30 protein-coding genes and 1 other RNA gene are annotated in these 26,908 nt (G+C 59.1%); 10 read left to right on the top strand and 21 right to left on the bottom strand.

What is annotated here, in order from left to right; all coding sequences use genetic code 11:
* Position 1 precedes the first annotated feature (1 nt).
* From ACR0E2_RS07130 to ACR0E2_RS07065, 14 genes are all read right to left on the bottom strand, one after another.
* Positions 2 to 838 carry an alkaline phosphatase family protein gene (locus ACR0E2_RS07130; protein WP_257599156.1) on the bottom strand — a complete coding sequence of 279 codons (837 nt, stop codon included), beginning with the start codon at positions 836 to 838 and terminating at the stop codon, positions 2 to 4.
* Positions 839 to 991: 153 nt separating this feature from the next.
* Entirely contained in the window at positions 992 to 2,629 is a 1,638-nt protein-coding gene (locus ACR0E2_RS07125; protein ID WP_224853664.1) for an ABC transporter ATP-binding protein, read from the bottom strand.
* A complete protein-coding gene (locus ACR0E2_RS07120) occupies positions 2,626 to 3,441 on the bottom strand; it encodes an ABC transporter permease (protein ID WP_171329524.1) in 816 nt (271 codons plus the stop codon). The genes ACR0E2_RS07125 and ACR0E2_RS07120 overlap by 4 nt, the downstream gene beginning before the upstream one ends.
* Positions 3,438 to 4,394, bottom strand: coding sequence for an ABC transporter permease (locus ACR0E2_RS07115; protein WP_152458791.1), 957 nt, complete (start codon positions 4,392 to 4,394; stop codon positions 3,438 to 3,440). The genes ACR0E2_RS07120 and ACR0E2_RS07115 overlap by 4 nt, the downstream gene beginning before the upstream one ends.
* A 15-nt stretch (positions 4,395 to 4,409) precedes the next feature.
* The gene (locus tag ACR0E2_RS07110) at positions 4,410 to 5,996 is read right to left on the bottom strand and encodes an ABC transporter substrate-binding protein (protein WP_152458789.1); all 1,587 of its coding nucleotides are present in this window, start codon (positions 5,994 to 5,996) and stop codon (positions 4,410 to 4,412) included.
* 236 nt (positions 5,997 to 6,232) lie between these two features.
* Positions 6,233 to 7,336 (bottom strand): glycerate kinase type-2 family protein, encoded by a 1,104-nt coding sequence (locus tag ACR0E2_RS07105; protein WP_480445850.1) that lies wholly within the window; start codon positions 7,334 to 7,336, stop codon positions 6,233 to 6,235.
* On the bottom strand, positions 7,336 to 7,773 hold the full coding sequence (gene dtd / locus ACR0E2_RS07100) for a D-aminoacyl-tRNA deacylase (RefSeq protein ID WP_480445848.1): 438 nt from the start codon (positions 7,771 to 7,773) through the stop codon (positions 7,336 to 7,338). Before dtd ends, ACR0E2_RS07105 begins: the two co-directional genes overlap by 1 nt.
* A 43-nt stretch (positions 7,774 to 7,816) precedes the next feature.
* Entirely contained in the window at positions 7,817 to 8,485 is a 669-nt protein-coding gene (locus ACR0E2_RS07095) for a nitroreductase (protein WP_480445846.1), read from the bottom strand.
* Positions 8,486 to 8,586: 101 nt separating this feature from the next.
* Positions 8,587 to 9,702, bottom strand: a complete 1,116-nt coding sequence (locus ACR0E2_RS07090) for a TFIIB-type zinc ribbon-containing protein (protein WP_480445845.1) — start codon at positions 9,700 to 9,702, stop codon at positions 8,587 to 8,589.
* A gap of 147 nt (positions 9,703 to 9,849) precedes the next feature.
* Positions 9,850 to 10,998, bottom strand: a complete 1,149-nt coding sequence (locus tag ACR0E2_RS07085) for an SPFH domain-containing protein (RefSeq protein ID WP_480445843.1) — start codon at positions 10,996 to 10,998, stop codon at positions 9,850 to 9,852.
* Positions 10,999 to 11,020: 22 nt separating this feature from the next.
* Positions 11,021 to 11,941 (bottom strand): DUF2927 domain-containing protein, encoded by a 921-nt coding sequence (locus ACR0E2_RS07080; RefSeq protein ID WP_480445841.1) that lies wholly within the window; start codon positions 11,939 to 11,941, stop codon positions 11,021 to 11,023.
* A 49-nt stretch (positions 11,942 to 11,990) separates the two neighbouring features.
* Positions 11,991 to 13,181, bottom strand: a complete 1,191-nt coding sequence (locus ACR0E2_RS07075; protein WP_171167078.1) for a toxic anion resistance protein — start codon at positions 13,179 to 13,181, stop codon at positions 11,991 to 11,993.
* Between the two features lie 29 nt (positions 13,182 to 13,210).
* A complete protein-coding gene (locus ACR0E2_RS07070; protein WP_480445839.1) occupies positions 13,211 to 14,125 on the bottom strand; it encodes a 5-bromo-4-chloroindolyl phosphate hydrolysis family protein in 915 nt (304 codons plus the stop codon).
* A gap of 175 nt (positions 14,126 to 14,300) precedes the next feature.
* On the bottom strand, positions 14,301 to 15,116 hold the full coding sequence (locus tag ACR0E2_RS07065; protein ID WP_171167082.1) for a pseudouridine synthase: 816 nt from the start codon (positions 15,114 to 15,116) through the stop codon (positions 14,301 to 14,303).
* A 62-nt stretch (positions 15,117 to 15,178) separates the two neighbouring features.
* On the opposite strand from ACR0E2_RS07065, the gene ACR0E2_RS07060 reads away from it, so the two are divergent.
* Positions 15,179 to 15,643 (top strand): nucleoside deaminase, encoded by a 465-nt coding sequence (locus ACR0E2_RS07060; RefSeq protein ID WP_480445837.1) that lies wholly within the window; start codon positions 15,179 to 15,181, stop codon positions 15,641 to 15,643.
* Positions 15,644 to 15,658: 15 nt separating this feature from the next.
* Here the strand turns inward: ACR0E2_RS07060 and ACR0E2_RS07055 are convergent, their stop codons facing one another.
* On the bottom strand, positions 15,659 to 16,351 hold the full coding sequence (locus ACR0E2_RS07055; protein WP_480445836.1) for a metal-dependent hydrolase: 693 nt from the start codon (positions 16,349 to 16,351) through the stop codon (positions 15,659 to 15,661).
* Between the two features lie 60 nt (positions 16,352 to 16,411).
* On the opposite strand from ACR0E2_RS07055, the gene ACR0E2_RS07050 reads away from it, so the two are divergent.
* Positions 16,412 to 17,083, top strand: a complete 672-nt coding sequence (locus tag ACR0E2_RS07050) for a ceramidase domain-containing protein (protein WP_480445834.1) — start codon at positions 16,412 to 16,414, stop codon at positions 17,081 to 17,083.
* 71 nt (positions 17,084 to 17,154) lie between these two features.
* Here the strand turns inward: ACR0E2_RS07050 and ACR0E2_RS07045 are convergent, their stop codons facing one another.
* Together ACR0E2_RS07045 and ACR0E2_RS07040 are read right to left on the bottom strand one after the other, a co-directional pair.
* The gene (locus ACR0E2_RS07045) at positions 17,155 to 17,718 is read right to left on the bottom strand and encodes a DUF4202 domain-containing protein (RefSeq protein WP_171231191.1); all 564 of its coding nucleotides are present in this window, start codon (positions 17,716 to 17,718) and stop codon (positions 17,155 to 17,157) included.
* Positions 17,719 to 17,874: 156 nt separating this feature from the next.
* The gene (locus ACR0E2_RS07040) at positions 17,875 to 18,033 is read right to left on the bottom strand and encodes a hypothetical protein (protein ID WP_171167089.1); all 159 of its coding nucleotides are present in this window, start codon (positions 18,031 to 18,033) and stop codon (positions 17,875 to 17,877) included.
* 228 nt (positions 18,034 to 18,261) lie between these two features.
* On the opposite strand from ACR0E2_RS07040, the gene gatC reads away from it, so the two are divergent.
* The 5 genes from gatC to rnpB all read left to right on the top strand — a co-directional run bounded on the left by gatC (position 18,262) and on the right by rnpB (position 21,968).
* Positions 18,262 to 18,549 (top strand): Asp-tRNA(Asn)/Glu-tRNA(Gln) amidotransferase subunit GatC, encoded by a 288-nt coding sequence (gene gatC / locus ACR0E2_RS07035; RefSeq protein ID WP_117868236.1) that lies wholly within the window; start codon positions 18,262 to 18,264, stop codon positions 18,547 to 18,549.
* 3 nt (positions 18,550 to 18,552) lie between these two features.
* Positions 18,553 to 20,040 carry an Asp-tRNA(Asn)/Glu-tRNA(Gln) amidotransferase subunit GatA gene (gene gatA / locus ACR0E2_RS07030; RefSeq protein ID WP_171227828.1) on the top strand — a complete coding sequence of 496 codons (1,488 nt, stop codon included), beginning with the start codon at positions 18,553 to 18,555 and terminating at the stop codon, positions 20,038 to 20,040.
* Positions 20,041 to 20,078: 38 nt separating this feature from the next.
* Positions 20,079 to 20,783, top strand: a complete 705-nt coding sequence (locus tag ACR0E2_RS07025; RefSeq protein WP_171231193.1) for a hypothetical protein — start codon at positions 20,079 to 20,081, stop codon at positions 20,781 to 20,783.
* Positions 20,734 to 21,444, top strand: coding sequence for an N-acetylmuramoyl-L-alanine amidase (locus ACR0E2_RS07020; protein ID WP_253283897.1), 711 nt, complete (start codon positions 20,734 to 20,736; stop codon positions 21,442 to 21,444). Before ACR0E2_RS07025 ends, ACR0E2_RS07020 begins: the two co-directional genes overlap by 50 nt.
* Positions 21,445 to 21,568: 124 nt before the next feature.
* Positions 21,569 to 21,968, top strand: an RNA gene (rnpB, locus tag ACR0E2_RS07015) — RNase P RNA component class A.
* A gap of 6 nt (positions 21,969 to 21,974) precedes the next feature.
* On the opposite strand, the gene ACR0E2_RS07010 is transcribed toward rnpB, so the two are convergent.
* The 3 genes from ACR0E2_RS07010 to ACR0E2_RS07000 form a co-directional block, all read right to left on the bottom strand.
* A complete protein-coding gene (locus tag ACR0E2_RS07010) occupies positions 21,975 to 22,307 on the bottom strand; it encodes a GYD domain-containing protein (RefSeq protein ID WP_152458759.1) in 333 nt (110 codons plus the stop codon).
* 67 nt (positions 22,308 to 22,374) lie between these two features.
* Positions 22,375 to 23,217, bottom strand: coding sequence for a DUF2182 domain-containing protein (locus tag ACR0E2_RS07005; protein WP_480445831.1), 843 nt, complete (start codon positions 23,215 to 23,217; stop codon positions 22,375 to 22,377).
* Positions 23,218 to 23,230: 13 nt separating this feature from the next.
* Positions 23,231 to 23,866, bottom strand: coding sequence for a DUF1326 domain-containing protein (locus tag ACR0E2_RS07000; RefSeq protein ID WP_480445829.1), 636 nt, complete (start codon positions 23,864 to 23,866; stop codon positions 23,231 to 23,233).
* Positions 23,867 to 24,144: 278 nt separating this feature from the next.
* Here ACR0E2_RS07000 and ACR0E2_RS06995 point away from each other — a divergent pair, with 278 nt between their 5' ends.
* The 3 genes from ACR0E2_RS06995 to ACR0E2_RS06985 all read left to right on the top strand — a co-directional run bounded on the left by ACR0E2_RS06995 (position 24,145) and on the right by ACR0E2_RS06985 (position 25,861).
* On the top strand, positions 24,145 to 24,852 hold the full coding sequence (locus ACR0E2_RS06995; RefSeq protein WP_480445828.1) for a DUF533 domain-containing protein: 708 nt from the start codon (positions 24,145 to 24,147) through the stop codon (positions 24,850 to 24,852).
* A 127-nt stretch (positions 24,853 to 24,979) separates the two neighbouring features.
* The gene (rpmG, locus tag ACR0E2_RS06990) at positions 24,980 to 25,147 is read left to right on the top strand and encodes a 50S ribosomal protein L33 (RefSeq protein ID WP_037309480.1); all 168 of its coding nucleotides are present in this window, start codon (positions 24,980 to 24,982) and stop codon (positions 25,145 to 25,147) included.
* A 207-nt stretch (positions 25,148 to 25,354) separates the two neighbouring features.
* Complete coding sequence (locus tag ACR0E2_RS06985; RefSeq protein WP_171167102.1) at positions 25,355 to 25,861, top strand: hypothetical protein; 507 nt, start codon at positions 25,355 to 25,357, stop codon at positions 25,859 to 25,861.
* A 136-nt stretch (positions 25,862 to 25,997) separates the two neighbouring features.
* On the opposite strand, the gene ACR0E2_RS06980 is transcribed toward ACR0E2_RS06985, so the two are convergent.
* A complete protein-coding gene (locus ACR0E2_RS06980) occupies positions 25,998 to 26,777 on the bottom strand; it encodes a Bax inhibitor-1/YccA family protein (RefSeq protein ID WP_171114763.1) in 780 nt (259 codons plus the stop codon).
* Between the last annotated feature and the right edge of the window lie 131 nt (positions 26,778 to 26,908).

The raw sequence follows: 26,908 nt of genomic DNA, 5'->3' as shown, positions 1-26,908 counted from the left end.
ATTACCGCAGAAACGGTTCGGCCTTCATTGTCTCTGCAATGGGGGCACCCATTCGGCTCAGGATGGTCGGGGCCAATTGCAACTGGCTTATGACGGTCTCGGCGTCTGGCCCTTCTGCGTCACCGAAATAGTACAGCGCCGTTTCCTGTTGCAGCGGGCCGCGCCCACCGTGGTGGCCGCGCTCGTCCTGGCCATGATCCGCGGTGACGATCACTTCATATCCCAATTGGCGCCAGCGGGGGATGAAAGGGGCCAGCATCTCGTCGGCGACAAAGCAAGCGTGATCCATTTCTTCACAATCGTGGAAGAAACGGTGGCCCATACTGTCCAGCGTGCAGGTGTGCAGAATGCCATAGTCCAGCCCGAAACGAAGGCACAGATTGGTCAGAGTGGCATACAGGTCGACATCGGATGGCGTCATCTGATTGGCTTTGCCATAGCCCGTCATGCTGTGAAAACGGCCATGGTTGATCGTCGCGCTTTCGGGCTCGTCATATTCGATGTCGCGGACGTAATCGAAGGGATGACGGTTGAAGAACTGCGACCAATAGCTGTGTGTCACCGCCCCGGTCACACCACCGGCTTCACGCACCTGGCTGAACACGTCCTTGTGGCTTAGCCGGAAGACGTTTCCATTTCCGGTACAGCCATGCTCTTGCGGCGTCACGCCGGTGTGGATCGACGCATAGCAACTGGCCGATGTCGAGGGCAGCACCGCGCGGAGTTTCCAAAGCCGTGCTTCTCCGCTGTCGACCCAGCCTTCGAGATTGCCGAACAGGCGGCGAAAGTTGCGATAGGGGACACCGTCCAGAATGATGAGAAGTAGCTTGCGGTCCATGTCGAAGCCCTTTGAGAGACATTGCGTTCCGGCGACCCTAAGAGATTTGACGTCCTCGGGCTGCCACTTTGCGCCCCCAATAGCAAAATCCCGACACCTGTCTTCAAACAAGGCGCCGGGATTTCAAAGCTTCATCGAAATGTCACGAACCGATCAGTTGCCGGCGCTTTCCATCTTGCGATGGGCGACAACCTCTTCCAGCCAGCCCAGATGCATTTCAGGCACCGAACTGAGCAGCAGATCGGTATAATCGTCGAAGGGCGGGCTCAGCACCTGGCTCTTCGAGCCATAACGGGCCACACGACCCTGATACATCACCGCGATGCTGTCGCTGATCGCGCGGACCGTCGCCAGATCATGGGTGATGAACAGATAGGCCACATCTTCGATCTTTTGCAGGTCCAGCAGCAGCTTGAGGATCCCGTCTGCCACCAGCGGATCCAGTGCCGAAGTGACCTCGTCACAGATGATCATCTTGGGCTTGGCTGCCAGTGACCGGGCGATACAGACACGCTGTTTCTGACCTCCGGACAGTTCCGCAGGATAGCGGTCGATGAACTTTTCGCCCAACTCGATCTCATCCAACAGCTCGATGATCCGCTTGCGCTTTTCAGCACCACGCATGTTGAAATAGAACTCCAACGGGCGGCCGATGATGGTGCCGACGGTCTGGCGTGGGTTCATTGCCACGTCCGCCATCTGATAGATCATCTGCAACTCGCGCAGATCCTCCCGAGAACGCCCCGCAAGGTCCGGCGACAGCGTGCGACCGGCAAAACGGATCTCGCCATCGCGCGGCGGCAACAGGCCGGTGATCACCCGGGCCAGCGTGGATTTGCCCGAACCGGATTCGCCCACGACCGCCAGCGTCTGCCCCGGATGAAGCTCGACATTGACGTTGTGCAGCACGTCGAAGTTCAGCCCCTTGTAGCGCGCGGTGATCCCGTCAACGGTAAGCAGCGGTTCCGGTGTGGGCTGCTTTTCTTCGTGCTCGATCGAACGCACCGAGACCAAAGCCTGAGTATATTCTTCCTGCGGGTTGTTGATGATCTGATCGGTGCTGCCATATTCGACTGTGTCACCCATCCGCAAAACCATGATATCGTCGCTGACCTGCGCAACAACCGCCAGGTCATGCGTGATGTACAAAGCGGCAACGCCGGTGTCGCGTATGGCATCCTTGATCGCCATAAGAACATCGATCTGGGTGGTCACATCCAGCGCCGTCGTCGGTTCGTCGAACACCACCAGATCGGGTTCAGGACACAGCGCCAATGCGGTCATGCAACGCTGCAACTGACCGCCCGAAACCTGGTGCGGATAACGGTTGCCGATGTTGTCAGGGTCAGGCAGGCCCAGCTTTGCGAACAGCTCACGCGCGCGGGCCTCGGCCTCTTTGCGCGAAAACTTCTTGTGCTCGACAGCCGCTTCGACAACCTGATCCATGATCTTCTTGGCCGGGTTGAACGACGCAGCGGCAGATTGCGAGACATAGGCAACCTCACCCCCGCGCAGATTCCGAATATCGCCATGCGATGATTTCAGGATGTCGCGCCCGTTGACCCAGACCTCGCCGCCGGTGATTTTGACGCCACCCCGGCCATAGGCCATCGAGGCAAGACCGATGGTGGATTTCCCAGCGCCGGATTCACCGATCAGACCCAACACTTTGCCGCGCTCGAGGTCAAAGCTGACCCCGTGCACGATTTCGATGTCATGGGGTTTCTCTCCCGGTGGGTAAACGGTCGCACCGATCTTGAGGTCACGGACCTTGAGAAGGGTATCACTCATCCCCGACCTCCTTTCAGCGATGTGGTTCGGTTCAGGATCCAGTCAGCCACAAGGTTGACCGAGATCGCGAGCGTCGCGATGGCCACCGCGGGGTACAGGGCCGCGCCAATGCCATACACGATGCCGTCCTTGTTTTCCTTCACGATGCCACCCCAGTCGGCCAGCGGCGGTTGAACGCCGAGACCCAGGAAGGACAGGGTCGAGATGAACAGGACCATGAAAATGAACCGCAGGCCGAACTCGGCCACCAGCGGTGACAATGCGTTCGGCAGGATTTCCCGGAAGATGATCCATGTCCGCCCCTCACCACGCAGTTTCGCGGCTTCGACATAGTCCATCACGTTGATATCCACGGCGACGGAGCGCGAAAGGCGATAGGGACGTGTCGCATCCAGAAGGCCCATGACAAGAATCAGGATCGGAACGGTGACCGGAACGATGGCCAGAATGACCAGCGCAAGGATCAGGGTAGGGATCGACATGATCAGATCGACCGTCCGGCTAAGCGCCTGATCCGCCCAACCGCCCAGAACGGCGGCCAGAAGACCAAGCGATGTACCGGTCAAGAAGCTGAGCAACGTCGCTGCGGCGGCAATGAAGATCGTCGTGCGGCCGCCATAGATCATGCGGGTCAGCAGGTCGCGGCCGATATTGTCGGTACCCAGCAGGTGCTCGGCGCTGGCCGGCTCCCATACATCGCCGACCACTTCTGCCATCCCGTAAGGCGCGATCAACGGGGCAGCAATGGCCACGAAGAAATAGGCACCGGTGAACATGAGGCCAATCAGAGCCGAAATAGGGATGTTTTTCATTTCGGATGCCTCAGTCTTGGGTTGGCGAGGATCGAGACGATATCCGCGACCATGTTCAGGCCGATGTAAACAGCCGCGAACACCACGCCGCAGGCCAGAACAACCGGCACGTCACGCTTGGTCACTGCGTCCACAAGGTACTGCCCCATGCCGGGATAGACGAACACGACTTCGACCACGACGACGCCGACAACGAGGTAGGCGAGGTTCAGCATGACAACGTTCACGATGGGCGAAATTGCGTTGGGAAAGGCATGCCGCGCGATGACCTGAAATGTGCTCAGGCCCTTGAGTTCGGCGGTTTCGATGTAAGCTGATTGCATGAGGTTCAGAATTGCAGCGCGGGTCATCCGCATCATCTGCGCCAGGACCACCAGTGTCAGAACGAAGGCCGGCAGCGCAATCGCGTTCAGCTTTTGCCAGAACGACATCGAGTCATTGATCATCGCAAGCGAGGAAAACCATCCCAGCTTGACCGAGATGTAGTAGATCACGACGTAGCCGATCAGGAACTCGGGGATGGAAACCGTCGTCAGCGTGACGGCGGAAATCAGTTTGTCGGGCCAGCGATTGCGGAACCGGACAGCCAGCAGACCCAGAAAGATCGCAAGCGGGACGGATACGATTGCCGCGACACAAGCCAGGAACAACGTGTTCCCGAGGCGTTTTCCGATGCTCTCGGCAATATCAAGCTTGTTGGTCAGCGATTGGCCAAGGTCGCCCTGAACGATGCCGCCCAGCCATTCAAAATAACGGGTCAGGGCCGGGCGGTTCAGGCCCATTTCTTCGCGAAGGTTGGCCAAGGCCTCGGGGGTTGCGGACTGCCCCAGGACGGCTTGCGCGGCGTCTCCGGGAAGAGCTTCGGTAAGGCCAAAAATCAAGGCCGAAGCGCCGAACAGCAATAGAATTCCCAGCGCGAGGCGCTGGGAAACCAGTTTTATGATAGGATGCATTATCCGATGCCCGTATCAGACGAACCACATTTTGCGGGACATGTTGCCGTTCATCATTTCCTGTGTCGGGTCGCTTTCCCAACCATCCAGTTGGTTGCTGACACCTTCGACAAAATCGTTGAACATCGGGCAAATCAGACCGCCTTCATCACGGACCATGCGGCCCATCTGGCTATAGATGCCCTTGCGTTTCTCGACATCCAGTTCTGCACGAGCCGCGAACAGCAGGTCGTCAAATGCCTGAACTTTGAAACGTGTATCGTTCCAGTCAGCCGTCGACAGATACGCGGTCGAATACATCTGGTCCTGCACCGGACGACCGCCCCAGTAAGAGGCACAGAAGGGCTGTACGTTCCAAACCTCGGACCAGTAGCCGTCATTTGGCTCGCGCTTGATTTCCAGCGGAATTCCAGCCTGGGCCGCCGTCTGTTGGAAAAGGGCTGCGGCATCCACGGCACCCGGGAAGGCACCGTCTGCAACACGAAGAATAATCGGCGAACCGTCATGACCGGACTTCTTGTAGTGCTCGGCGGCTTTTTCCACGCTGAACTCGCGCTGTTCGATTGTCTCGTCAAACAGTGGATAGGCTGCGTTAATCGGCATGTCGTTACCGATCGAGCCATAGCCGCGCAGTACTTTGTCCACTAGATCCGCACGGTTGATGGCATACTTCAGGGCCGTGCGCAGTTCGTTGTTGTCGAACGGTGCGGTATCGCAGTGCATGATAAAGACATAGTGGCCGCGGCCAGCGGTCGAGTGCACGGTCAGATTGGGTGCGCGCCCCAGCAGGTCCGCGACCTTTGGTTCAACACGGTTGATGGCGTGGACCTGACCCGATTGCAATGCAGCGGTACGCGCTGTTGCGTCATTGATAACCACGACTTCAACACTGTCGAAGTTACCAAAATCAGAGTTCCAGTGGTTCTCGTATTTTGTGAACAAGTGGCGCACACCGGGTTCGTCTACTTCCACCTTGTACGGTCCGGTTCCGATACCTGCTCCGGGATTGTCCATGCCGCCATCGGGCTGAATGATCAGGTGGTAGTCGGCCATCAGATACGGAAGGTCAGCGTTTGGCTCGGACAGAGTGACCTGGAAATTGTCGCCATCGGCTTTCATTGACTCGATGCCCTTCATGATACCAAGGGCACCAGACTTGGAGTCTTCGTTCGAGTGGCGCTGCATTGTCTTCAGCACGTCCTCGCTGGTCATGGTTTTGCCGTTGTGGAATTCGACACCCTGACGCAGTTTGAACGTCCAAACCTTGGCATCCGCGCTGCCTTCGACGCTTTCCGCCAGACGCGGTTCGATGGACCCATCGGGTGCAACTTCCACAAGCTGGTCGCCAAACTGTTTGCCGTTCTGGAACGGAACCGAGCTGGCATAGGTCGCGGGATCAAGCGAGTTGGTGGATTCGCCACCCTGAAGGCCAAATTTCAGGTCACCGCCTTTTTTCGGGCCAGCTGCGCGTGCTGCGTCTGCGAACATCGTGCTGGCCACCGCCGCCGAAACACCCAGGGCCGCGGCTTTCCCCATGAATTCGCGGCGAGTCATCTTCCCGGCTGTGACCTGACCGGCCATATGCGTTATTTGTTCATTCATTGAGTGTCTCCCTATTGAGTGGTTCCAGCCCCTTGGGGGGCTTTTTGTTGACGCATGAGTCAACGTTGGCTTATTTCCGCGAACCGGGCAAGGTTATTTCTCCTAAATGCCGAAGGCCGAAGCCTTCGCTTTGTTGCCCGGTGTGCGGCAATTGCTGAGTGGGTGTTCAGATACATTCTGCATTTTCGGGTAGTTTCTGGTCGATTGCGGGCCAAAGCGGCATGATAAGCGTCAATTCATCCACGTATCGCGACAACCAGATCCATGACATTGGTGCCGGTTGGCCCGGTTGTCAGCAGGCCTTGGACTTTTTCCAGGAAAGACCCGCTATCGGCGTTTTGAAGGGCGCGTTCGGCGCCCTCACCCCAGGTTGTCCCTGTTATGATTCCACCCGCCGCATTGGTCGGGCCATCCGTGCCGTCGGTGCCGCCCACAATCACCGCAAGATCCGTTTGTCCCGCGATCTCTTTTGCCAAAGCAAGCGCAAGGGCCTGATTTCTGCCGCCACGTCCCGGGTGATCAGGCAAGACCACGGTCGGTTCTCCGCCAAAGATCATCACGCCCTTTTCCATTCCACGCAGCATGGGCCCAAGACGCGCCGCGACCTGCAAATAGTCGTCGTGCAGGGCCTCATCATTGGTCAAAACTCTCAGCCCCATTGTTTCCGCTGCTTTGACAGCGGCATTGCGGGCATGCGCGTTCGAAGCGACGATCCGGGTGCTGGCGTCAAAGGAATGCTTGTCGGGCAATGCTCCGATCCCGGAACCGATGACGTTCAGATCGTCTCCGGGCACATCCGAAATCGCCAGAACCGTGGCGCGGTCTCCGGCGAAATGGGATAGGAGGCCGCCGCCCTTGATACGCGACAGCTTGCGCCGCTCGGCATTCATTGCGCGGATATCCAGCCCTTTGGACAACAGTTCGCGGTTCAACGCCTCGAGATCCGCCAGCGATGTTCCGGGAAGCAGGTCCTCGGCCAGGGATGACGCGCCGCCCGAGACCAGCAGCAGAACATGTGATCCGGGCCCCATCTGTTCCATGGCCAGGCGCAGTGCCCGTCCGCCCGCCAGGCTGCGGTCGTCCGGAACGGGGTGTGACGCTTCGATCACCTCGACCCCGGCCGGCAGGTCGTGGCCATGCCCGTCTTTGGTGACCACAAGCGTGGGGATGGCGCCGAAATGCTCCAGCGCAGCCCGCGCCATGGCTGCGGCGGGTTTGCCCACGGCCAGAATACGGTCTGGTTTCGGGACATCAGGCAAGGCGGCCAGGGTGGCCTTATACCCGCCGACGGCATCAACACCGGCCTGCCACAACCTGACAGCTTGCTTTTCAATATCCATCAATTCTCCACCCAGATCGTGACCGGCCCGTCATTTACAAGCTCAACCGCCATGTCCGCGCCGAACTGTCCGGTTTCCACCGCGATACCCTGCGCGGCAAGGTGCTCTGCGAAGACCTTGTACAACTGCTCTCCCAACTCGGGCGGGGCTGCGTTTGAAAATCCGGGGCGATTGCCGCTGGAGGTGTTCGCCGCCAGTGTGAACTGGCTGACCACCAAAGCAGATCCTTCAACATCCAGAAGCGAGCGGTTCATCTTGCCGGCGTCATCCTTGAAAATCCGCAGTTTCGCGGTTTTTTCGGCCAGTTTTTCTGCCTGTGCCTTGCTGTCGCCCTGCATGGCGCAGACAAGAATCATGAGCCCGGGGCCAGTTTTGCCGATGACGGTGCCTTCGACCGACACTTTGGCCTGTGTCACCCTTTGCAGCAATGCGCGCACTTGGTTCCTCCCCCCGAAACGTTGAGCCTGCCTGAGCGACGGTTTAGCCGCGCCAGTCCACAAAGTCACCCAATGCCGCGCGTTCCGTACGGAAGCTGTTTGCAGGATGATCCATATCCGAATAGCCAAAGGAAATTGCGCACAGGATCAGCCGGTCATCGGGGATCTGAAAATACTGATGCAAAAAAGGGCTGTACGCCGCCAATGCCGCTTGCGGGATGGTTGCCACGCCCAATGCCTGAGCGGCGAGCGCAAAAGCCGTGACAAAGCCGCCGCAATCCATTGCACCATAAGGTCCCAGCTCTGCCGGGCTTGAGATGATGGCACAATGTGGTGCGCCAAAGAGGGCGAAGTTCTGCATCATTTGCTGCGCCGAACCTTCGCGGTCCCCCCGTTCTATGCCAACCGCGTTGTAAAGCGCCCAGCCGCACGTCCGGCGCCGGTCTTGATACACGCCGGAGTAGGAAACGGGAAAAGGAAGATCGGGGGCCGGCGTGCCGTTCCTGGCTTCGTTTGACATCGCGTCGCGGAACCTGTCGGTTTCGTCTTTGCTGGTGATGACCAGTTGCCAAGGTTGCGCATTGCACCAGCTTGGCACCCGGGACGCGCTGGCCACGATCTGTTCGATGTCACCACGCGGCACCGGGTCGGGCCGAAAGGCGCGGCAGGAATGGCGCGCGGTCAGAAGCGTGTTCAGGTCGGCCAGGGTCACGTCGTCTTCTCCTCCGGGGCAGCCGGCGGCAGGATGGGTGAGAAGCCGGGGATGTTCAAGGGGTTCCGCCGCGGAGTTTTCGGCGGAGGAACCCCCGAAGGTCATTGCTGTCCGGTCGCCATCAGGTATCCGATGCCCGCGGCAACCAGCAGGCCAAGCACAACGGCGATCGTGATCTTGATTGCCGACCAAGGGCGCTCTCCCTGAACCCGGCCTGTCCGGCCGTTCACCACGAAACGATACGTCTGACCGCGATACTTGTACGCCGCCAACCACACCGGCAGCAGGATATGCTTGAACGTGACATCGCGCACATCGGTGTCCACTGCATGGATGCGTTGCCTGTCGCCCCCAATATCAAAACGCACGTCCCGCTCGATCACGCGGGCCATATATGCGCGTGCTTCGGCATATCCATTTTTCAGCTCGACCGTATAGGCCTCGGCCCGAAAACCGGCGAGGTACTCTGGCTGGTAAGGTTCCAGAGCCGGGAGATCCCAAGGCTCCAGAGCATCCGTGTAAGCCTTGGGCAGGGACCTTGAGGCCAATACCAATACGTCGTCAAAAAATCGCGCCACCCGGCCTGACTTGGGCGTCCAGCGGACCTTGGGAACCTGTTGTTGCACCCGTTTGCCATCCCGCATGACGGTGCGGGTTTCATAGTAGACTATGCCGCGCTCTCCGCGATAGGCCGACTTCGTATCGGCGTCGAAGGTCCAGTAGGGCACATAGATGCCCTGCATCCTGCGACCCTTGCGGGCATAATCTTTCAACCCGTTCGGCGCGAACCACAACCTTCCCAGCCAGTCGCTCATGGCCTTGTGGGCGGCGCGTTCGTCCAGCGCAAAGGGCAGAACGCCTTTCGGTTTGATATGCCGGTTCACCCCGGTGTCCGTCACGACCGGGGTGGCGCAGAACGGGCATTCCGCAGCATGGGTGTCGGGATCAAATTCAACCTGCGCTGCACAGTTCGGGCAGGACAGAACCCGCGTCTCTTCGATTTCGCTGTCGGGCAGGCGGTCGGCGATGGCAGCGTCGAAATCCAGCTCGCGCAGGCTGGCGCCGCCCCAGGGGCCGGCACCGATCGGTTCGGAATGGCCGCAATGGTCACAGGTCAGAGTGCCGGATTGCGGGTCGAATCGATAATCCGCGCCGCAATTGTCACATGGAAAACGATGTTCCGCAGAACCGGATGGCGGGGCAGGAGGCTGGGTCATAGGTGGTCACTTGTCGAGGGGATAGTGAAGATAGGCCCCGCGCTCGGCTAGGGTGACATAGTCGCAGCAAGGGCAGATGAATTGCGGCTGCGGCGCTTTGCGCCCGCCTGTCTTCGAGCGTTTCCGCGATGCGGTCATGCCGATGCCTCACGCCCCGGGCGGCGGAGGCGGCAGGATCGTGAACAGCTGCGCCAGTTCCTGCACCTCACCCGCCTTCTTCCAGCCGTCCTGACCGGGCGTCCACACGTAGGTGTCGCGCGTGATCTCGCCCTCACTGGCCATGCGACCCATCTTGGCCTTCGAGAACGGGCCGCTGGTCTGTCCGTCCACCGCGATATGCCACACATGCTCCACCGGCGGGGGAGGCGGCGGGGCCACATGCGTGGATGGTTGCGGGGCAGCGGGCGCGGGCGCGCCCCACGGGCCTGACGGCCGACCCGCTGCCATGTTTGACATCTGGTTCGCCATCGCCATGCCCATTCCCATACCAAGGCCAGCGCCCATGCCGCCGCCTCCGCTCGGGGAACTGGCGGCCGCCGTCATCGCCTCGGCCGCGGAATACTGGGTGAACTTGCCCAAATCCCCCGCCAGCCCCATCGAGGTGCGTTTGTCCAGCGCCGCCTCGACCGCCGGCGGCAGTGAGATGTTTTCGATGTAGAATTCCGGCATTTCCAGCCCATAACCGTCGAGCACGGGCGAGACCTCGGCCGCGATCAGCTTGCCCAGATCGGCGGTGTTTGCAGCCATGTCCAGAACCGGGATGCCCGAGCCCGCGATCACCCGGCTGAATTCCTGCACGATGATGTTGCGGATTTGAAAGCTGATCTCGTCCATCGTGAATTCACCGTCGGTGCCCACGATCTCGACCAGAAATTTGGCCGGGTCCTTCACCCGGATCGTGTAGGTGCCATAGGCGCGGATCCGGGTGGGGCCGAATTCGGGATCGCGCAGCATGATCGGGTTCTTGGTGCCCCATTTCAGATCGTTGAACCGGGTCGTGTTGACGAAATAGATCTCGGATTTGAACGGCGACTGGAACCCGTGATCCCAATGTTGCAGCGTCGTCATGATCGGCATGTTGTTGGTTTCAAGCATGTAGAGGCCCGGTGTGAACACGTCGGCCAGTTGGCCTTCGTGCACGAATACGGCCGCCTGGCCCTCGCGCACGGTCAGCTTGGCGCCATACTTGATCTCGTGGCCTTCACGCTCGAACCGCCAGACCATCGTGTCGCGGGTGTCGTCCACCCAATGAATGACATCAATGAATTCTCCGGTCAGAAAATCGAATATTCCCATTTGGGTTCTCCTGTCCTTGGGGTCAGAGCGACTGCCCCATCAATTCATGTGCGATTATTCGTACGATGGGCCGCGCTTCATCAACGCCTACGCCGGGCTGCAACCTTGGGTCATACAACATCGTCAGCAGCTTTTCGTCGTGACTGGTCAGCAAGGCAAATTCGTCATCATCGTTGAAAATCGAAGGTCGCGCTGCCGGGCTGTCATTGGACAAACCAAGACCCTGAGCAATTTCTTCGTGAATGCAGCTTTGGCGACCCAGATCCGTCAATTCCGCCCGAATGAGGGATACGGCACGTACGTATCTGTGTGGTGATGAAGTCGTTGCCGATGCAAACACCAGACAGTCGAAATTAGCACGTGGATTGGCCACCAGATTCAGCGAGTCCTGACTGATATTCGGGATCAGCTGCTTCAGGCGGGACACGACATAGGCGCTGTCATCCTTGCCTGCAAAAAAGACATGGAAATTGGCGTTGCGAGAGACGACGGAAACCGGATGATCGGTCAATCTGGCCAGTCGGGTGGCAAAGGACCGCACCTGATCTGCATCTTTCTGCCGTGCAGAGGGTAGCACGGAGGGCCCGAACTCGGTCTGTATGCGGACAGAGCCGGACCATCGGCTGAGTTGCCCGTCCGTCTGACGCGAGCCTGCCGCGACGCTTTGCGTCGGATATTCGCTGTAGAACGCAATCGCTTCGAAATTCCGTGCCAGATCGTCGGCATCATAGGGGGTGTCCGGGCCACCCCCATCGGTGCGCAAAAGCCCCCGCACCAGCAAATCCCGTTCAACCCGCTGATAAAAACGCGCCAGATCCTGGCTTGCGGCCGACGGCGGCACATAGGCATTGGCTGCCACGGGTGCGGGTGTCGGGCGAGGTTGCGGAACAACGGATGACGTCAGGGTCTCGTCGCAATTGGCCAGAGCCAAAAGCGATACCATCCCCAAGGTCCCTTTCAAGTAACCGAAGGCCCGCACGCCGATCCCGCCCTCAGCCGGGAACCGCCGTACCGGCAGTGTCGCCGGTTCCGTCGCGGCGCGCTTTGGCGGCCGCCAAAGTGTCGCGCAGTTCCTTTTCCATCTTCTGCAACTCAGCTTCGGCTGCGGCGCGTTTGGCCTTGCCTTCGTCCGCAATGGCAAGGCTTTCGTTGATGGTGCCAATCAGGTCGGCATTGGCCTGCTTGACCGCTTCGATGTCGAACACGCCACGCTCCATCTCTTGGCGGATCATCTTGTTCGATTCGCGCAGGTTGGCCGCATTCGAAGTCAAAAGCTCGTTCGTCAGGTCGTTGGCATCCCGCACCGCGGCGGCGGCTTCGGCGCTGCGTTGTATCGTAACCGCCTGGGCCAGCTGCGTTTCCCACAGCGGGACCGTGTTCACCAGTGTCGAGTTGATCTTGGTGACCAGCGATTTGTCGTTTTCCTGAACCAAGCGGATCGACGGCAGGGACTGCATCGTGACCTGTCGTGTCAGTTTCAGGTCATGAACCCGGCGTTCTAGGTCGTCACGCGCCGCACGGATGTCACGCAGTTCCTGTGCCTTCATCACTTGCTGGTCTTCCGGAGCGGCCTGAACTTCGGCTTCCTTTTCAGGGATGTCGTGGCTGTCCAGCTCGGTCAGCTTCTCTTCGCCCGCAGCGATGTACAGCGCCAGTTCGTCATAAAAGCCCAAGGTCTTCTCATAAAGCAGATCCAGAGATTTGATATCCTTGAGCAGCGTATGCTCATGCCCCAGAAGATCGTCGGTAATGCGATCGATCTGGCCCTGAACCTCTTCGTATTGCGCTGTGAATTTTGCAAACGGTGCAGCCCTGCCCAACAGTTTCTCCCACCAGCTGCGCTCGCGCCGCACGTCAAGTTCACTGACCGAGAAACCGCGGATTGTGGTCACGATATTGCGCAGGCTGTCTCCGGCCGGGCCGACATCCTTGTTGCGCACATCCGCAAGCATGGCCTGGCTGATTTCCTGCAGCTCGGCCTGAGCGGACGAGCCAAACGCGACAATCGAATTGGTGTTGTCCATGTCGATTTCATTCATCCGCTTGCGAATTTCGGCGCTGACGGGTTCGTCGGCTTCCTCCAACGACACGACTTCGGCTTGCGGTTCGGGTAGGGAAACTGCGGTGACTTCCTGTACCAGAGTCTCGGCCTGAACTGCCTTGTTCTTGATCTCATCGGACATGGGTATGTTCCTCGCTCAAATATGGCCGGTCAGTCCAGCCGGACGCCTTCGCGCTGCAATCTTTCACGCAACACGTCGATTTCGACCGTCAGATCACTGCGGTCATCCAATAGCATTTTCCGCGTACGCGCGGCAAAATTCTGTTCCAGATCGTCCAGAAGGGCGGAATAGTCGGCCAGTGCCTGCGCGTCGCGGGTGCGCGCATAGACATCAGCAAATTTGACAGTCGCATCACGCGCGCCCTGTAGATACACAGTCAGATATTTTCTTGCGCCGGCCAGATCGCGGGGGTCTTCCTCGACCGTGCGGAACAGGTCACGTGCGGTGTCCTGAAATCGCTCGACTCGGGCTTCGACACGTCGATCGCCCGCGCGTTTTATGGCATCCGTCATTTCCGACAAGTGTTTCTCGGCATCATCGACCACGCGCGCCACTCGGTCTTGCTGAAAGGTGTCGACCCCCTCCATGCCCTTGTTCTTCATCGGATCAAGCCCGAATGAGACAGAATGCAGAGCGGTCGCTGCGACACCAAACAGCACGGGGGCTAACAGGCTGACCTGCGCTGCCGCTTCAGCGTCCAGAAACTCGGACCTGTAAGACGCAAGGCCAGCACCAAGACCGGTGAGAACACTGGCAAATATCTTCCGCGGAAAAGCAGGGCGTCGGGCGGTTTTGCGGGCATTGTACGCGGCCTCAGCTCTCAGACCTTCTCGCAGCAAGAATGCGGCCGCCGTCAGAAAACCAGCGGCGACCAGCCCCAGCGTCATACCAATCGCGCCGTCGTTCAGGGACAGAAACACCAAAGGAATGGCGGGTAGAAACAGAATATTCGCACGTGCGCCAGCGGGCTCGACCCGTGCGCCGTCAAACTGACCCCTCGGCAGTGGGGCGTTTTCCGATTCATCTCCCTGTGGGCTGTATTTGCCGCCGAACCGCTTTGCCATGGCTTAAAGACCTCCGAGCAAACCAGTGCAGACGCCAAACAACAGCACCAACAGCACAGCATAGGCCAGTTTTTGCACTCCGCTTCCGGACATCACGCCCCTCAAATAGCAGCTTTCACTGAAAATTTAGGGTATGCGCGGGCTTAGCGCTAGGGGGAAGGTTGCCGAACCCACATCACTTACGGGGATTCTTGCCGATCTGAGGTCGTTTTCTTTTGGGCCGCGACGGGCGTTTGGGCGGGTTGCCGGGTTTGTCTTCGGCGTCCAGCCCCAGCTGGTCCCGCATGACTCGGCGACGGACTTCTTCGACCTCGCCCTGTTTCAACGTCCCAAGCTGGAAGGGGCCGTAGGACACACGCAACAGACGGTTCACTGTAAAACCGATATCTTCCATCGCGCGGCGGATTTCGCGGTTCTTGCCTTCGCGCAAACCGATCGTCAGCCAGGCATTTGCGCCCTGCTGGCGATCCAATGAGACGGTCATTGGCTGGAACCGTTCTCCCTCGATCACCAGCCCCTTGCGCAGCGGTTCAAAATCTTCGTCCTTCGGGCGACCGTTCACCCGCACGCGGTACTTCCGCAACCAGCCGGTCGAGGGCAGTTCCAGCTTGCGCTTGATGCCGCCATCGTTGGTCAACAGCAGCAATCCTTCGGAATTCAGATCCAACCGACCGACGCTCATTACCCGTGGCATGTCGTCGGGCAGCTTGTCGAATATTGTCTCTCGTCCTTTTTCGTCGCGGGTCGTCGTCACCAACCCGGCGGGCTTGTGATACAGCCACAGACGCGACGGTTCCGGTTCCGAGACCGGCCTGCCGTCGACTGCGATCTTGTCTTTCGCGGTCACGTTCAGGGCGGGGCTGTCGATGGTCTTGCCATTCACTGCTACTCGGCCCGCTTCTATCATGCGTTCAGCCTCGCGCCGGGACGCTACGCCAGCGCGGGCCAGGACTTTGGCGATCCGATCGCCGGGGGGTGGGGTCTTGTTCATGTCAGGGCCATACCGCATCCCGGGCGCTTGCGAAAGGCGGGTTTCTGCGGCAGTCAGGGGGCATGGTATTCAAATCGCATATGCAACAGGCCCTGGCCGAGGCGCGCGCAGCCGCTGACCGCGGCGAGGTGCCCGTGGGGGCCGTTGTCGTCGGACCGGACGGAACGGTCGTGGCCGTGGCCGGAAACCGGACGCGCGAGTTGAATGACCCCACGGCCCATGCGGAAATCATGGCCTTGCGTGCAGCCTGTGCGCAGGCGGGCTCTGAACGGCTGCCGGATCACGATCTCTACGTCACGTTGGAGCCTTGCGCGATGTGCGCCGCAGCCTTGGCCGCCGCGCGTATCCGGCGGATCTATTACGGTGCGGCAGACCCCAAATCCGGGGGCGTGGCGCATGGCGCGCGCGTGTTTTCACATGCACAGGCGCATCACGTGCCCGAGGTCTATGACGGGATTGCAGGCGAAGAGGCTGCCGCGCTTTTGAAGGCCTTCTTCGAAGCGCGCCGCCAGGACAAGCCGTGCTGACGCGCTGCGCTGTCGTCAGACGGCGATGGCTTTCATAACCTCAGGTTCGATCACGTCGACCCCGGGCAACCCGTCGATCAATGCCTGTGCGGATTGTTCCAGAATGGGGAACGTCTTGTAGTGACATGGGATGACCGTCTTGAAGTCAAAGTACCGTTTCGCGGCATAGGCGGCGGCTTTCATATCCATGGTGAAATGCCCGCCGGCCGAAAGGATGCCGATATCGGGCTTGTAGTAATCCCCCATCCAATCCATGTCCGCCATGATGTCGGTATCGCCCGAAACATAGAGCATACGCCCCTCGGCCGCGATCATGAAGCCGACCTCACTGCCGCCGGTGCGCAGACCATCCGGTGTTGAAAAAGTTGAGCTGTGAGAGGCCGGAACCATTGTCACCTTGACGCCGTTCAGGTCGACGGTGCCGCCTTTGTTGAAACCGATGGTCTCGATTCCTTCCGCTTCGCTCCAGTATCCCATCAGGTCATACTGTCCGACAACGGGGATTTTCAGGTGTTTGGCCAGCGGCAGAATATCAACCACGTGGTCGAAATGCGTGTGGGTCAGAAGGATATGACTCGCACCATCCAGCGCTGCATCATGCTGATTTTCTGGCAAGACCGGGTTGCCGGTCAGCCACGGGTCGATCAACAGAACCTGCCCCTGAGTTTCAATGCGAAAACTGCCATGGCCCAGCCAGATAATGTTCATTCCGGTTTTCCTCCCATAAGGTCTCTTGGCAGCAGCCTAGCATCGGCTATGTAAAATTCCATGGACTGGATTCGAGAAATTGATGGCTATTGCGAACGCGTGTCGGCGGACTATTGGGCCGAGCCGATCAATGCGATCACGAACGCTGCTTTTCTGATTGCCGCATGGATCATGTGGCGGCGCGTGCGCGATCAGGACATGCCGCTGGCCAAGGGTCTGGTCGTGATTTTGGCCATGATCGGGGTCGGAAGCTATCTGTTTCACACCCATGCCCGGGTTTGGGCTGCTTTGGCGGATGTGGCGCCGATCCTGCTGTTCATATTGGTCTATATATTTGCGGTGAACCGCGACATCTGTCGCATGTCGTCCGGAATGGCGATCTGCGGTACGATTCTGTTTCTTCCCTATGCGGCGGCCGTTGCGCCCCTGTTCCAGCTTGTGCCGGGGCTTGGTGGGTCGGCGGCTTATGCGCCGGTCCCTTTGTTGATCCTGATCTACGCGTTCCTGCTGCGGGGCAATGATCCGAACTTGGCCAGAGGGATGACGCTCGGGGCCCTGATCCTGATTCTATCGATCACGTTCCGTGCGCTGGATTTGCCTATTTGCGGGCAATGGCCAATGGGGACGCATTTCATGTGGCACATCCTGAATGCCATAATGCTGGGATGGATGATCGAGGTGTATCGCGCAGCTCTTGTCAGGGGCCGTTTCTGCAAAGGCCCGGCGTCTTGAGGCGCGGGAGGATCGCTTGTGTCCTCCGAGCCTCGTGACAAGGAGGTCAACGAAACCGCCGTGGTCCGATTCTAGTTCTGAAAGGCTGCGGCCAGATGGTCGGGCAGATCAAATTCGTTCAACACCCGAGCGCGGCCTTCGGGCGACATCTTGCGGGCGGTTTTTTCAACGATGCTCTGGATTTTCTCGGCCGAGTGTTTTGCGGCAAAGGGCTGGAAATACCATTTCAGAAACACAAAGCAGATCACGTCTTCCAACGCCTGCACTTCCGCGTCCCGCTTGATGCCCTGTTTGCGCAACATGCGCCCTGCGGCCTCGACCTGTTCTGAATCGTAACCTTCGCGGGTCATCAACCCCATGACCACGTCGGCATGGTGTTCGCCCTGCGCCTTGCGCCATGACAGATATCCAACCCGGCCTTCGGGATATTCACTGCGGGCAAGTTTCCAACGTTCCACATGCTGCCCGCGCGCGGCGATTTGAAGGGCGTCAGAAGCGTCCGGAAACAGGCGGCCCAGCTCGGCACTCATGCGTTCGCCATACAACAGCGCCGCGGGGCGGCCCTCGTCTTGGTTGGGGTCATTTGCATTGGCTGCGTCGATTGCGTCCAGAACCGCTTGTTTTTGCGCGCTCATCATCTGCTCCACTGGCTTGCCTGAACTACGAAACCTTGGCGCAGTTCTGTTCTGTATTCGACGTCATGCTAGCGGCTTACTCTGGGATGTGCATCCTCGAAAATGCAAAACAGCCGGGTCAGAGAGGGGATATCTGACCCGGCTTGGACCTGCGCGTTACTTGGCAGGTTTGACCTGATCCTGCGTGACCGGTTCCGTGATAGGGGACGGGAAGGTCAACGTGCGTGTCAGGTTGCTTGTGTCGATACCCAAAGCCATGGCCGGTGCGGCCAAAATCGTGGCGGACAAGACTGCGGCTGTAATCAGGGGTTTCATGTTTTTTCTCCGGTTTGCGTTATGTCGCATAAATAAAATGAACAGTACAGTTTAGTTTTCAAGATCGATAATGAACTACTCGGTTTACTTTTTTGCATACCAGTCATTCAGTTTTGAATAGCCTCAGAAAAGGGGGGAGTTCCAAACTCGGACCTGCCCAAGGCAGCCCGGTCTTGCGACTGCCGCTACAGACGGGTAAACGCCCCCTAACATAGATGAGGGAAGCCGATGTCGATTGACCAAAGCACCGCCGCCAAAGTGGCCAAACTGGCCCGGATCAAGGTCGAGGATGACGCGCTGCCGGCGCTGGCATCCGAGTTCAACACCATCCTTGGGTTCATCGAACAGCTGAACGAAGTGGATGTGGAAGGTGTCGAGCCGATGGTTTCGGTCACACCCATGCGCCTCAAGCGCCGTCAGGACGAAGTCACCGATGGCAATCAGCAGGACAAGATTCTGGCCAACGCCCCCGACGCCCGCGAAGGGTTCTTCGCAGTCCCCAAAGTGGTGGAGTAAGACATGAGCGATCTGAACAAATTGGGCCTGGCCGAGGCCCGCGACGCGTTGCGAGCCGGCGACGTCACCTCTGTTGAGCTGACAGAAGCCTGCTTGAAAGCCATTGATGAAGCAGATGCGCTGAACGCATTCGTCCACAAGACGCCCGAGATCGCGATGGAGCGCGCCAAGGCCGCGGATGAACGGATCAAGGGCGGGGACGCTCCGTCAATGTGTGGCCTGCCGATCGGCATCAAGGACCTGTTCTGCACCAAGGGCGTGCCGTCACAAGCCGCGTCGGGCATTCTTGAAGGCTTCAAGCCGGAATACGAATCCACCGTGTCACAGCAACTGGCCGACGCAGGCGCAGTCATGCTGGGCAAGCTGAACATGGACGAATTCGCCATGGGCTCGTCCAACGAAACATCGGTCTATGGCAACGCGGTCAGCCCGTGGCGTCGGGGCAACGATGATGCGCAGCTGACGCCGGGCGGTTCGTCCGGCGGGTCCGCGTCCGCTGTGGCCGCTGACCTGTGCCTGGCAGCAACGGGTACCGATACCGGCGGTTCCATCCGCCAGCCCGCGGCTTTTGTCGGCATCACCGGCATCAAGCCGACCTATGGTCGTTGTTCGCGCTGGGGCATTGTGGCGTTTGCGTCCTCGCTGGATCAGGCCGGTCCGATGACCAAGAATGTCCGCGACGCCGCGATCATGCTGGAAACCATGTGCGGCCATGACGCCAAGGATTCGACCAGTGCGGATCTGGCCGTTCCGAATTTCGAAGCGATGCTGACTGGCGACATCAAGGGCAAGAAGATCGGTATCCCCAAGGAATACCGCATGGACGGCATGCCCGCCGAGATCGAAAAGCTCTGGGCCGATGGTGCCGCGATGCTGAAGGATGCGGGGGCCGAGATCGTCGATATCTCGCTGCCGCACACCAAGTATGCGCTGCCTGCCTACTATGTGATCGCCCCGGCCGAGGCGTCCTCGAACCTCGCCCGCTATGACGGTGTCCGCTATGGGCATCGTGCACAGTTGGCGCAGGGGGATGGCATCACCGAGATGTACGAAAAGACCCGCGCCGAGGGCTTTGGCCACGAAGTGCAGCGCCGGGTCATGGTCGGCACCTATGTTTTGTCGGCTGGATTCTACGACGCCTATTACAATCGTGCCCGCAAGGTGCGCACGCTGATCAAGAAAGACTTCGAAGACGTGTTCGCGGCCGGTGTCGACGCCATCCTGACCCCGGCAACCCCATCGGCGGCCTTCGGTCTGGGCGAAATGACCGAAGCAGATCCTGTTCAAATGTATTTGAACGATGTCTTCACCGTGACCGTGAACCTGGCCGGACTGCCCGGTATCTCGGTCCCCGCAGGCCTGGACACACAAGGTCTTCCGCTGGGATTGCAGCTGATCGGGCGTCCTTGGGAAGAAGGCGACCTGCTCAATACCGCCTATGCGCTGGAAAACGCGGCCGGTTTTGTGGCCAAGCCCGGGAAATGGTGGTAAGCCTCGGGCAACTGAAGCACTAGACACGGAGCCAAACAATGCGCGTTTTGCTTTTGGTCCCCGCTCTTGCACTGGCAGCGGCGTGCACGGATGTCGCGCCGCTGACCAGCACGGGTTTCAACACGCCTGAATACCAGGCGCAGCGCGAGGCTCAATTGGCAGGTCAGGGCGTGGCCGGCAACCCTCTGCTGGCCCCGGTCGAAGTTTCACAACAACCGCTGGGCGCCCCGGGTACGGCGCCTGTTGCCACGGGTGAAAACGCGGATATCGCCAACCAGACCGCGGCGGCATTGGCCAGCACATCTGGCCAAAACCCAGCCGCGGTTACGGCGGTTCCCGTGGCGAACACTGGCGCGATTTCGGATGAACAGGATTTTGCCGCCGTGTCCGAACGCCGCAGCATCGAATCCGACGCCGCCCGGATCGAGCAGAACCGCCAGACGTATGAACTCGTGGCCCCGACGGCAGTGCCCGAGCGCACGGCGAGCGGCCAGACAAACATTGTGCAATACGCGCTGAGCACGTCCAATCCGGTAGGTGTGCAACTTTACAGCCGGTCCGGTTTCAACCTTCAGGCCAAGGCTCAGAGGAACTGCGCGCAATTCCCATCCCCTGATCAGGCTCAGATCGAGTTTCTGTCCAATGGCGGCCCCCAGCGCGACCGCAAAGGTCTGGACCCGGATGGGGATGGCTATGCGTGTGGCTGGGACCCGAGCCCGTTCCGCAGTGCCGTCAGCAACTGACCCCCTGAACCCGATCTGGCATCCGTCACCCAATTTTGGTGAGCGCCGAGATGGTCTGACACCATCCTTGATCGTGATCCATTACACGGCGATGGACAGCGCTCAGGCGGCTTTGGATCGTCTGTGCGACCCAAAGGCCGAGGTCTCGGCCCATTACCTGATCGGCAATGATGGCACGCTGTGGCAGATGGTGCGCGAAGAAGACCGGGCCTGGCACGCGGGTGCCGGAGAATGGCACGGTCAGACCGACATCAACTCTCGTTCCATAGGCATCGAGCTGGACAACGCCGGCAAGCATCCGTTCCCCGAACCCCAGATGCATCGGCTGGAACAGCTGTTGCGCCAGATAATGCACCGTTGGGCCATCTTGCCAAACGGTGTTATCGGCCATTCGGACATGGCGCCTGGGCGCAAATTTGACCCCGGTCCGCGATTTGACTGGTTGCGGCTCGAGCGCAACTTGCTGGCCACGCCCCGCGGATATGCCGCTGGTCCGCAAACTGCATCAAAGGGCCAGTTCCGAAATCTGGCTCAGGCTGCCGGTTTCAGCGCTGATGTAGACGATGATACGCTGTTGCATGCCGTCCGCCTTCGATACCGCCCATGGGGCAGGGGGCCTTTGCAGCAAGCCGACCTTGCACCGTTGATCCCGCACTCCTGATCCGCACTTCATCTGGCTGAAAATATCCCGGGGTTGAATTGGCCGCAGGCCAAGAAGGGGCTGGCCCCTTCTCTGTACCATCCACCCTTGACGCCGCCGACCGCAGAGCCTACCCAACCCACGCGCGGAGGGCCGGATGGCCGCTGGGGTCGCAAGGCCCGAGAGGAAAGTCCGGACTCCACAAGACAACGGTGCCGGGTAACGCCCGGGCGGGGCAACCCGACGGAAAGCGCCACAGAAATCAGACCGCCCGGAACCTTGGTTCAGGGTAAGGGTGAAACGGTGGGGTAAGAGCCCACCGCGCCCCTGGCAACAGGGGCGGCACGGCAAGCCCCACCGGGAGCAATGCCAAATAGGGTCCCCGCGCGGGCCGGTCGGCGCAAGCCGATACCGCCGCTAAGCCCGTCTTGGCCGAGAGGGACCGGGTTGGCAGCTTGAGCCGCGCAGCAATGCACGGCCTAGAGGAATGGTCATCGAAGGGGGCGACCCCGGAACAAGATCCGGCTTACAGGCCCTCCGCGCGTCTTCGCCTATCCTCCGGGCGGCGTGTAGGAACCGGTCAGCGCCGCCGCTTTCTCGGTTATCGACGTGAACTCGTCCGCGGTCCAGGCGCGAACGGTTTCGATGTTCGTCACTGCACCCGACGCGGCGACAGCCATGCCAACGGCCACGGCGTCTGTCCCATCTGGGGCTTCGCTGATCACAACCACGTCGTTGCTGCCGGTCGTCATGTAAAAGGACAGCAGCCTGCCGCCTACTTTTTCCAGCAGAGCCTTCACCGGACCGGTACGGTTCTCGGGCTTTTGCAACATGCCTTTGACACCGGCTTGTGAGTAAGATGCGTAAGTAATGAAAATGGGCATTGATACCTCCTGTTGCGTCAAATCGTTTTTGGGTCTTCAAGTCAGCCGACCCCGGGGCCGTTCAAAATCAGGGGCCGGAAAACAACGGCGCCGTGATGAACCAAAGGCCAGCGCCAATCAGCGCAAAACCTGTTACCGGCACAAGCCACCGGGCCCCGGGCAAAAGTTTTTCCAGCGCGACATAGGCGGCAATTCCAACAATCCAGTAGAGGTTCATGATCCCTCCGACGAAAAGCAGCAGCATCAGTGCCCAGCAGCACCCCAGACAATACGTGCCGTGCAGGATACCGGTGCGGAATGCACCGAATGTTCCGGGCCGGTTGTGATTGGCCAGGAAACGTGCGGGGCTCTGACAGTGGCGCAGGCATGCGTTTTTCAAAGCTGAAAACTGATAGGCGCCAGCCGCCAGCAGAACGCTTCCTGCGAAGACACCCGAACTGATTGTCATCATCGGTCCGTCGGACAACCCGATTTGTTCCAACCCCCATTGCAATGCGGTTGCAATCAGGCTGAACGCCCCCCAGGCCACCAGATAGCCGGATAAAAACCACAGGCTGAACGCAACCGTCCGATGCGTTTCAGGCCCTGTCCGCTTGACCGCGATAAACAGAAGAACGGCAGGCGCAGCGCTTGGAGTCATCATGGCGATCATCATGATCCACCACATCAGAAAGATCAGCAAGGCATAGCTTGCGCTCCACGCTGCTGCCGGGCCCATTTGCATGGGGTCGCCGACCGGGCCGGCCATCCGGGTCATCTCGACCGCGGACATGTTCATCCCGACGCCGGCTATCGTGTACCAGGTTGCACCGAGGATGATCAGAAGGACACTTCCCAGAACAATCGCGCTGTCCTGTCTCAGCAACCACTCAACCGTCCCGCCCTGGGGCGATGCGTTCTGTTTGGTCATGGGTGTTCTCTGCTTATGCGCCCAAGACGCCATGGCCCGAGATGTTCAGATGCGCCAGATGAGCATGGGTTGCGTCAAAGGTCAGCTGGATCTGACCACCCGTCGTAGTCGCACTGCCTGATGCCGCTTCGGCATGGCGGTATTCAAAGCCGTTTGGCAACTGTATCGACGCGCGGTGAGGCGCGCCCGATACGATATGAGGGATCGGATTGACCTCAACATCAAAAACTCCGGCAACTTTGGCGTATCCGCTGCGTTCTTCGCGGTTCCAGTCCAGTTCAATCGGAACAAACAGAGTTTCATGTTTCAAAGGCGCCATGGCGCTGAAGACATACCAGAACGTGGCCATTTCATCCGTATCCTGACCGGTCATGATCGCTTGCAACGCGGCACGCTGTTCAGCTGTTGCACTTTCATCAATGATCAGCTGCATCTGACCGTTGCCCTCATGAATTGGTCCCGGCCAATGATAGACCCCTGCCGCCCGAAGACCGCCCAGATCAGTGTCACCGTAGTGACCGCTTTGAATGTCAAAGACCACAACCGCCTCGCAATTGCCGTGTGACGGCAGTACGCTGAACTGACACGGGCAACCGAAGTTGCAATTGCAATTGGCCAGTTCTTCGGCCTGAATAGCCCATTCTGTCATGATAGCCCCCCAAGAAAAGTCGCATAAAACAGCTCTGCTCGTTGCAGGTTGACCCCATTCACGCTGCCTCGGCCTTCGAGCCTGAATTCGGCTTCTTGGATGGGCGAACCTATCACGAATCCGTGATATGTACAAACAAGACCGCAAATTAAATGCCTTCTTTGGGCTTTATCATGTGCCGGGCTATGGGCCGGTCGCGTTCAGGTTGAGCACGGTATTCGGGATTGCATTCGGCTGTTAGACTTTCGGAACCAATTTGAAGATATGGGAGGTTGATTATGAGCTTTATGAAAACACTGGCGTCCGTGGCCATTGGTTTTGCTGCGGCCAAGGGCATGGAAAAATATCAGAAGATGGGCGGCATGGCTGGGCTGCAAGACATGATGCAAGGCGCCGGCGGTGGTTTTGGCGCGGATCAGCTGGGCAAAATGGCAGAACAATTTGGCCTGCCCGGTGGCGCGTCAGGCTTGCAGGACATGATGAGCAAGATGGGGGTTGGCGGCAGCACAGCCGGAGCCGCTGGTTTGGGTGGGTTGTTGAACGCCATGCAAGGGGCCGCCAAAACTGCCAATCAACACACAGGTGACATGATGGAAACCGTGTTCGGCGGCACGCCCGCGGGTGCAGCGATGGAAGAGCAGGCAAAACTCATGCTGCGCGCAATGATTCAGGCTGCCAAGGCAGATGGCGAACTGGACGAACAGGAAAAAGAAATCATCCTGGGTGAATTGGGCGATGATGTCAGCGAGGAAGAGCGCGCGTTCGTGCAAGAGCAGCTGAACGCACCGATTGACGTCATGGGGTTGGCGGCTGATTCTGGTGCGCCGCTCAAGACGCAGATCTATGCAACTTCCCTGGCTGCGATCCGTCTGGACAACGCGCGCGAGGCATCTTACCTGCGGCAATTGTCCACCGCTCTGGGTCTTTCCGACGCGGATAGAGACCAGATTCACACGTATATGGGCGCGCCAACCCTGCCTAGTTGAACCTGCACGAGATTCCTGTGCCTGTATCATCCGATTGGCCTTGACATAGGCGGTGCAGCGCGTAAAAGCGCACGCTCATAGGAATTCAACCGAAAGGCCCCTGCCTTTTCGGACGCAGGAGATAACCATGGCGAAGCCGACGACAATCAAGATCCGTCTGAACTCGACCGCGGGCACGGGCCACTTCTATGTGACCAAGAAGAACGCGCGCACCATGACTGAGAAAATGACCATTCGTAAATACGACCCGGTCGTTCGCAAGCATGTCGAGTACAAGGAAGGCAAGATCAAGTAATCTGCCATTCCATTTGGAATTCCGAAAAAGGGCTCTGTTGTACAGAGCCCTTTTTCAGTTCCGGTTTCCTGATTTCAGCGGATGGCAAGCTGCGGCAGTCCGTTGCAGTGGCGCATCAGCATTTGGGACAATCGCATCCCCTGCGGCTTGCTTTTTGTGGGAACCTGCAAGTACGCTTCAGCAAACCGCCACAAAATGTTGACCGCCATGAAAAAAATCTTGTTATCCACAATTGCCGTTCTGACCCTAGCGGCCTGTGAAGACCCGTTTAACCGCGAAGGTGTCGGGTTTACTGGAATCGATGGCGAACCGCGCACGATTTCGGACGTACCCGGTGCCGTCGCCTTTCTGCCGGACGCGACCAACGTTCCGGCAGAGTTGGCGGAACTGCGGACAGTCACGCTTTTGAGTGATGAGGTTGAGCCGTCCAAGGTGGCTTCGGTTGCAATAGACAATGGCGGGCAGACGCCAAACACGGCTGTTCAACTGCAAGGAAGCGACACAAACTTGTTCCTCAGCACTGTCAGTGTCAACGGCACCTTGTTTGGTGTGCTGCGCACGAGTTCGAACAGTGTGAAGGTCGACAATTCGATCGGTGTAGGCTTTGCGGAAGAAACAGAGCGTTTTACCGGCTGTCTGCCAGCTGGCGGTGTATTCCGCAAAGGAACCTCCGAGAAAAGTTCCGGCTTTGCCATCCCGCTGAACTGTAGCTGAACCCGATTACGTTCCAGTATCTCAAAGCCCCGCCTCGACGGCGGGGTTTTTCATTTCCGGGCAAAAGAAATCCGTCGCGCAAAAGAAAAGGGCCGGTCGTGGACCGGCCCTGAACCAATTCGGTTGTCGGCAAGGCCTATTCTTGCTGACCCATGAACATCAGCAGGAACTGGAACATGTTCAGGAACGAGATATACAGGCTCAGCGCGCCGTCGAAGGCGGCTTTGTCCAGCCATTCCTGATCGCCATGTGCAGCGTGGGCGACGTAAGTGTTCTTGATGTCCTGCGTATAGAACGCGGTCAGACCGGCAAAGATCAGGATGCCGATGGCCGAGATGGCCAGCATCATCACGCCGGATTGCAGGAACAGGTTGATGATCATCGCAACCAGCAGACCGATCACACCCATCATCAGGAAAGTGCCCATTCCGCTGAGGTTCCGCTTTGTGGTGTAGCCATACAGGCTGAGGCCAGCAAAGGCGATCGACGTCACCAGGAAGGTCTGGGTAATCGAGTAGGGCGTGAAGACCAGAAAGATCGAGCTCATCGAGATGCCCATCACGGCGGCAAAGACGAAGAAGCCAAGCTGAACTGTCGCGGCTGAGCCACGGCGCATCAGGGCACCCCATCCAAACAAGATGAAGGCCAGCGGAGCGAACATTACCACCCATTTCAGCGGCGACAGGAACAGCGCGCCGCCCAAGCTCGTCAGATAGCGGTCAGCGCCGATCTGAGCAACCGCGTTGCTTGGATCGCTGGTTACTGCCAGACCGGCAATAGCCCATGCCGCCAGTGCCGTGATCAGCATGCCGACGGACATGGTGCCGTAGACTTTGTTCATGTGGGCGCGCAGGCCCTGATCAATCTCGGCGGCGCGCGCGCCGGATGCCGTCCGGATCGTGTCGAATTGTGCCATCAAAGGGTCTCCCTAGTCGTCAAGTTAGAGCGCCCCGGCAGAGCGGGGCGGTTTTCCATCTAAATATCGGCAACAAGGGGCTGTGTTTCAAGAGATTCCGGGCGAAAACCGACTAAAACACGCAACAAAAA

Source organism: Ruegeria sp. A4, from assembly GCF_056543025.1.
This window is presented reverse-complemented; position numbering and strand designations above follow the sequence as displayed.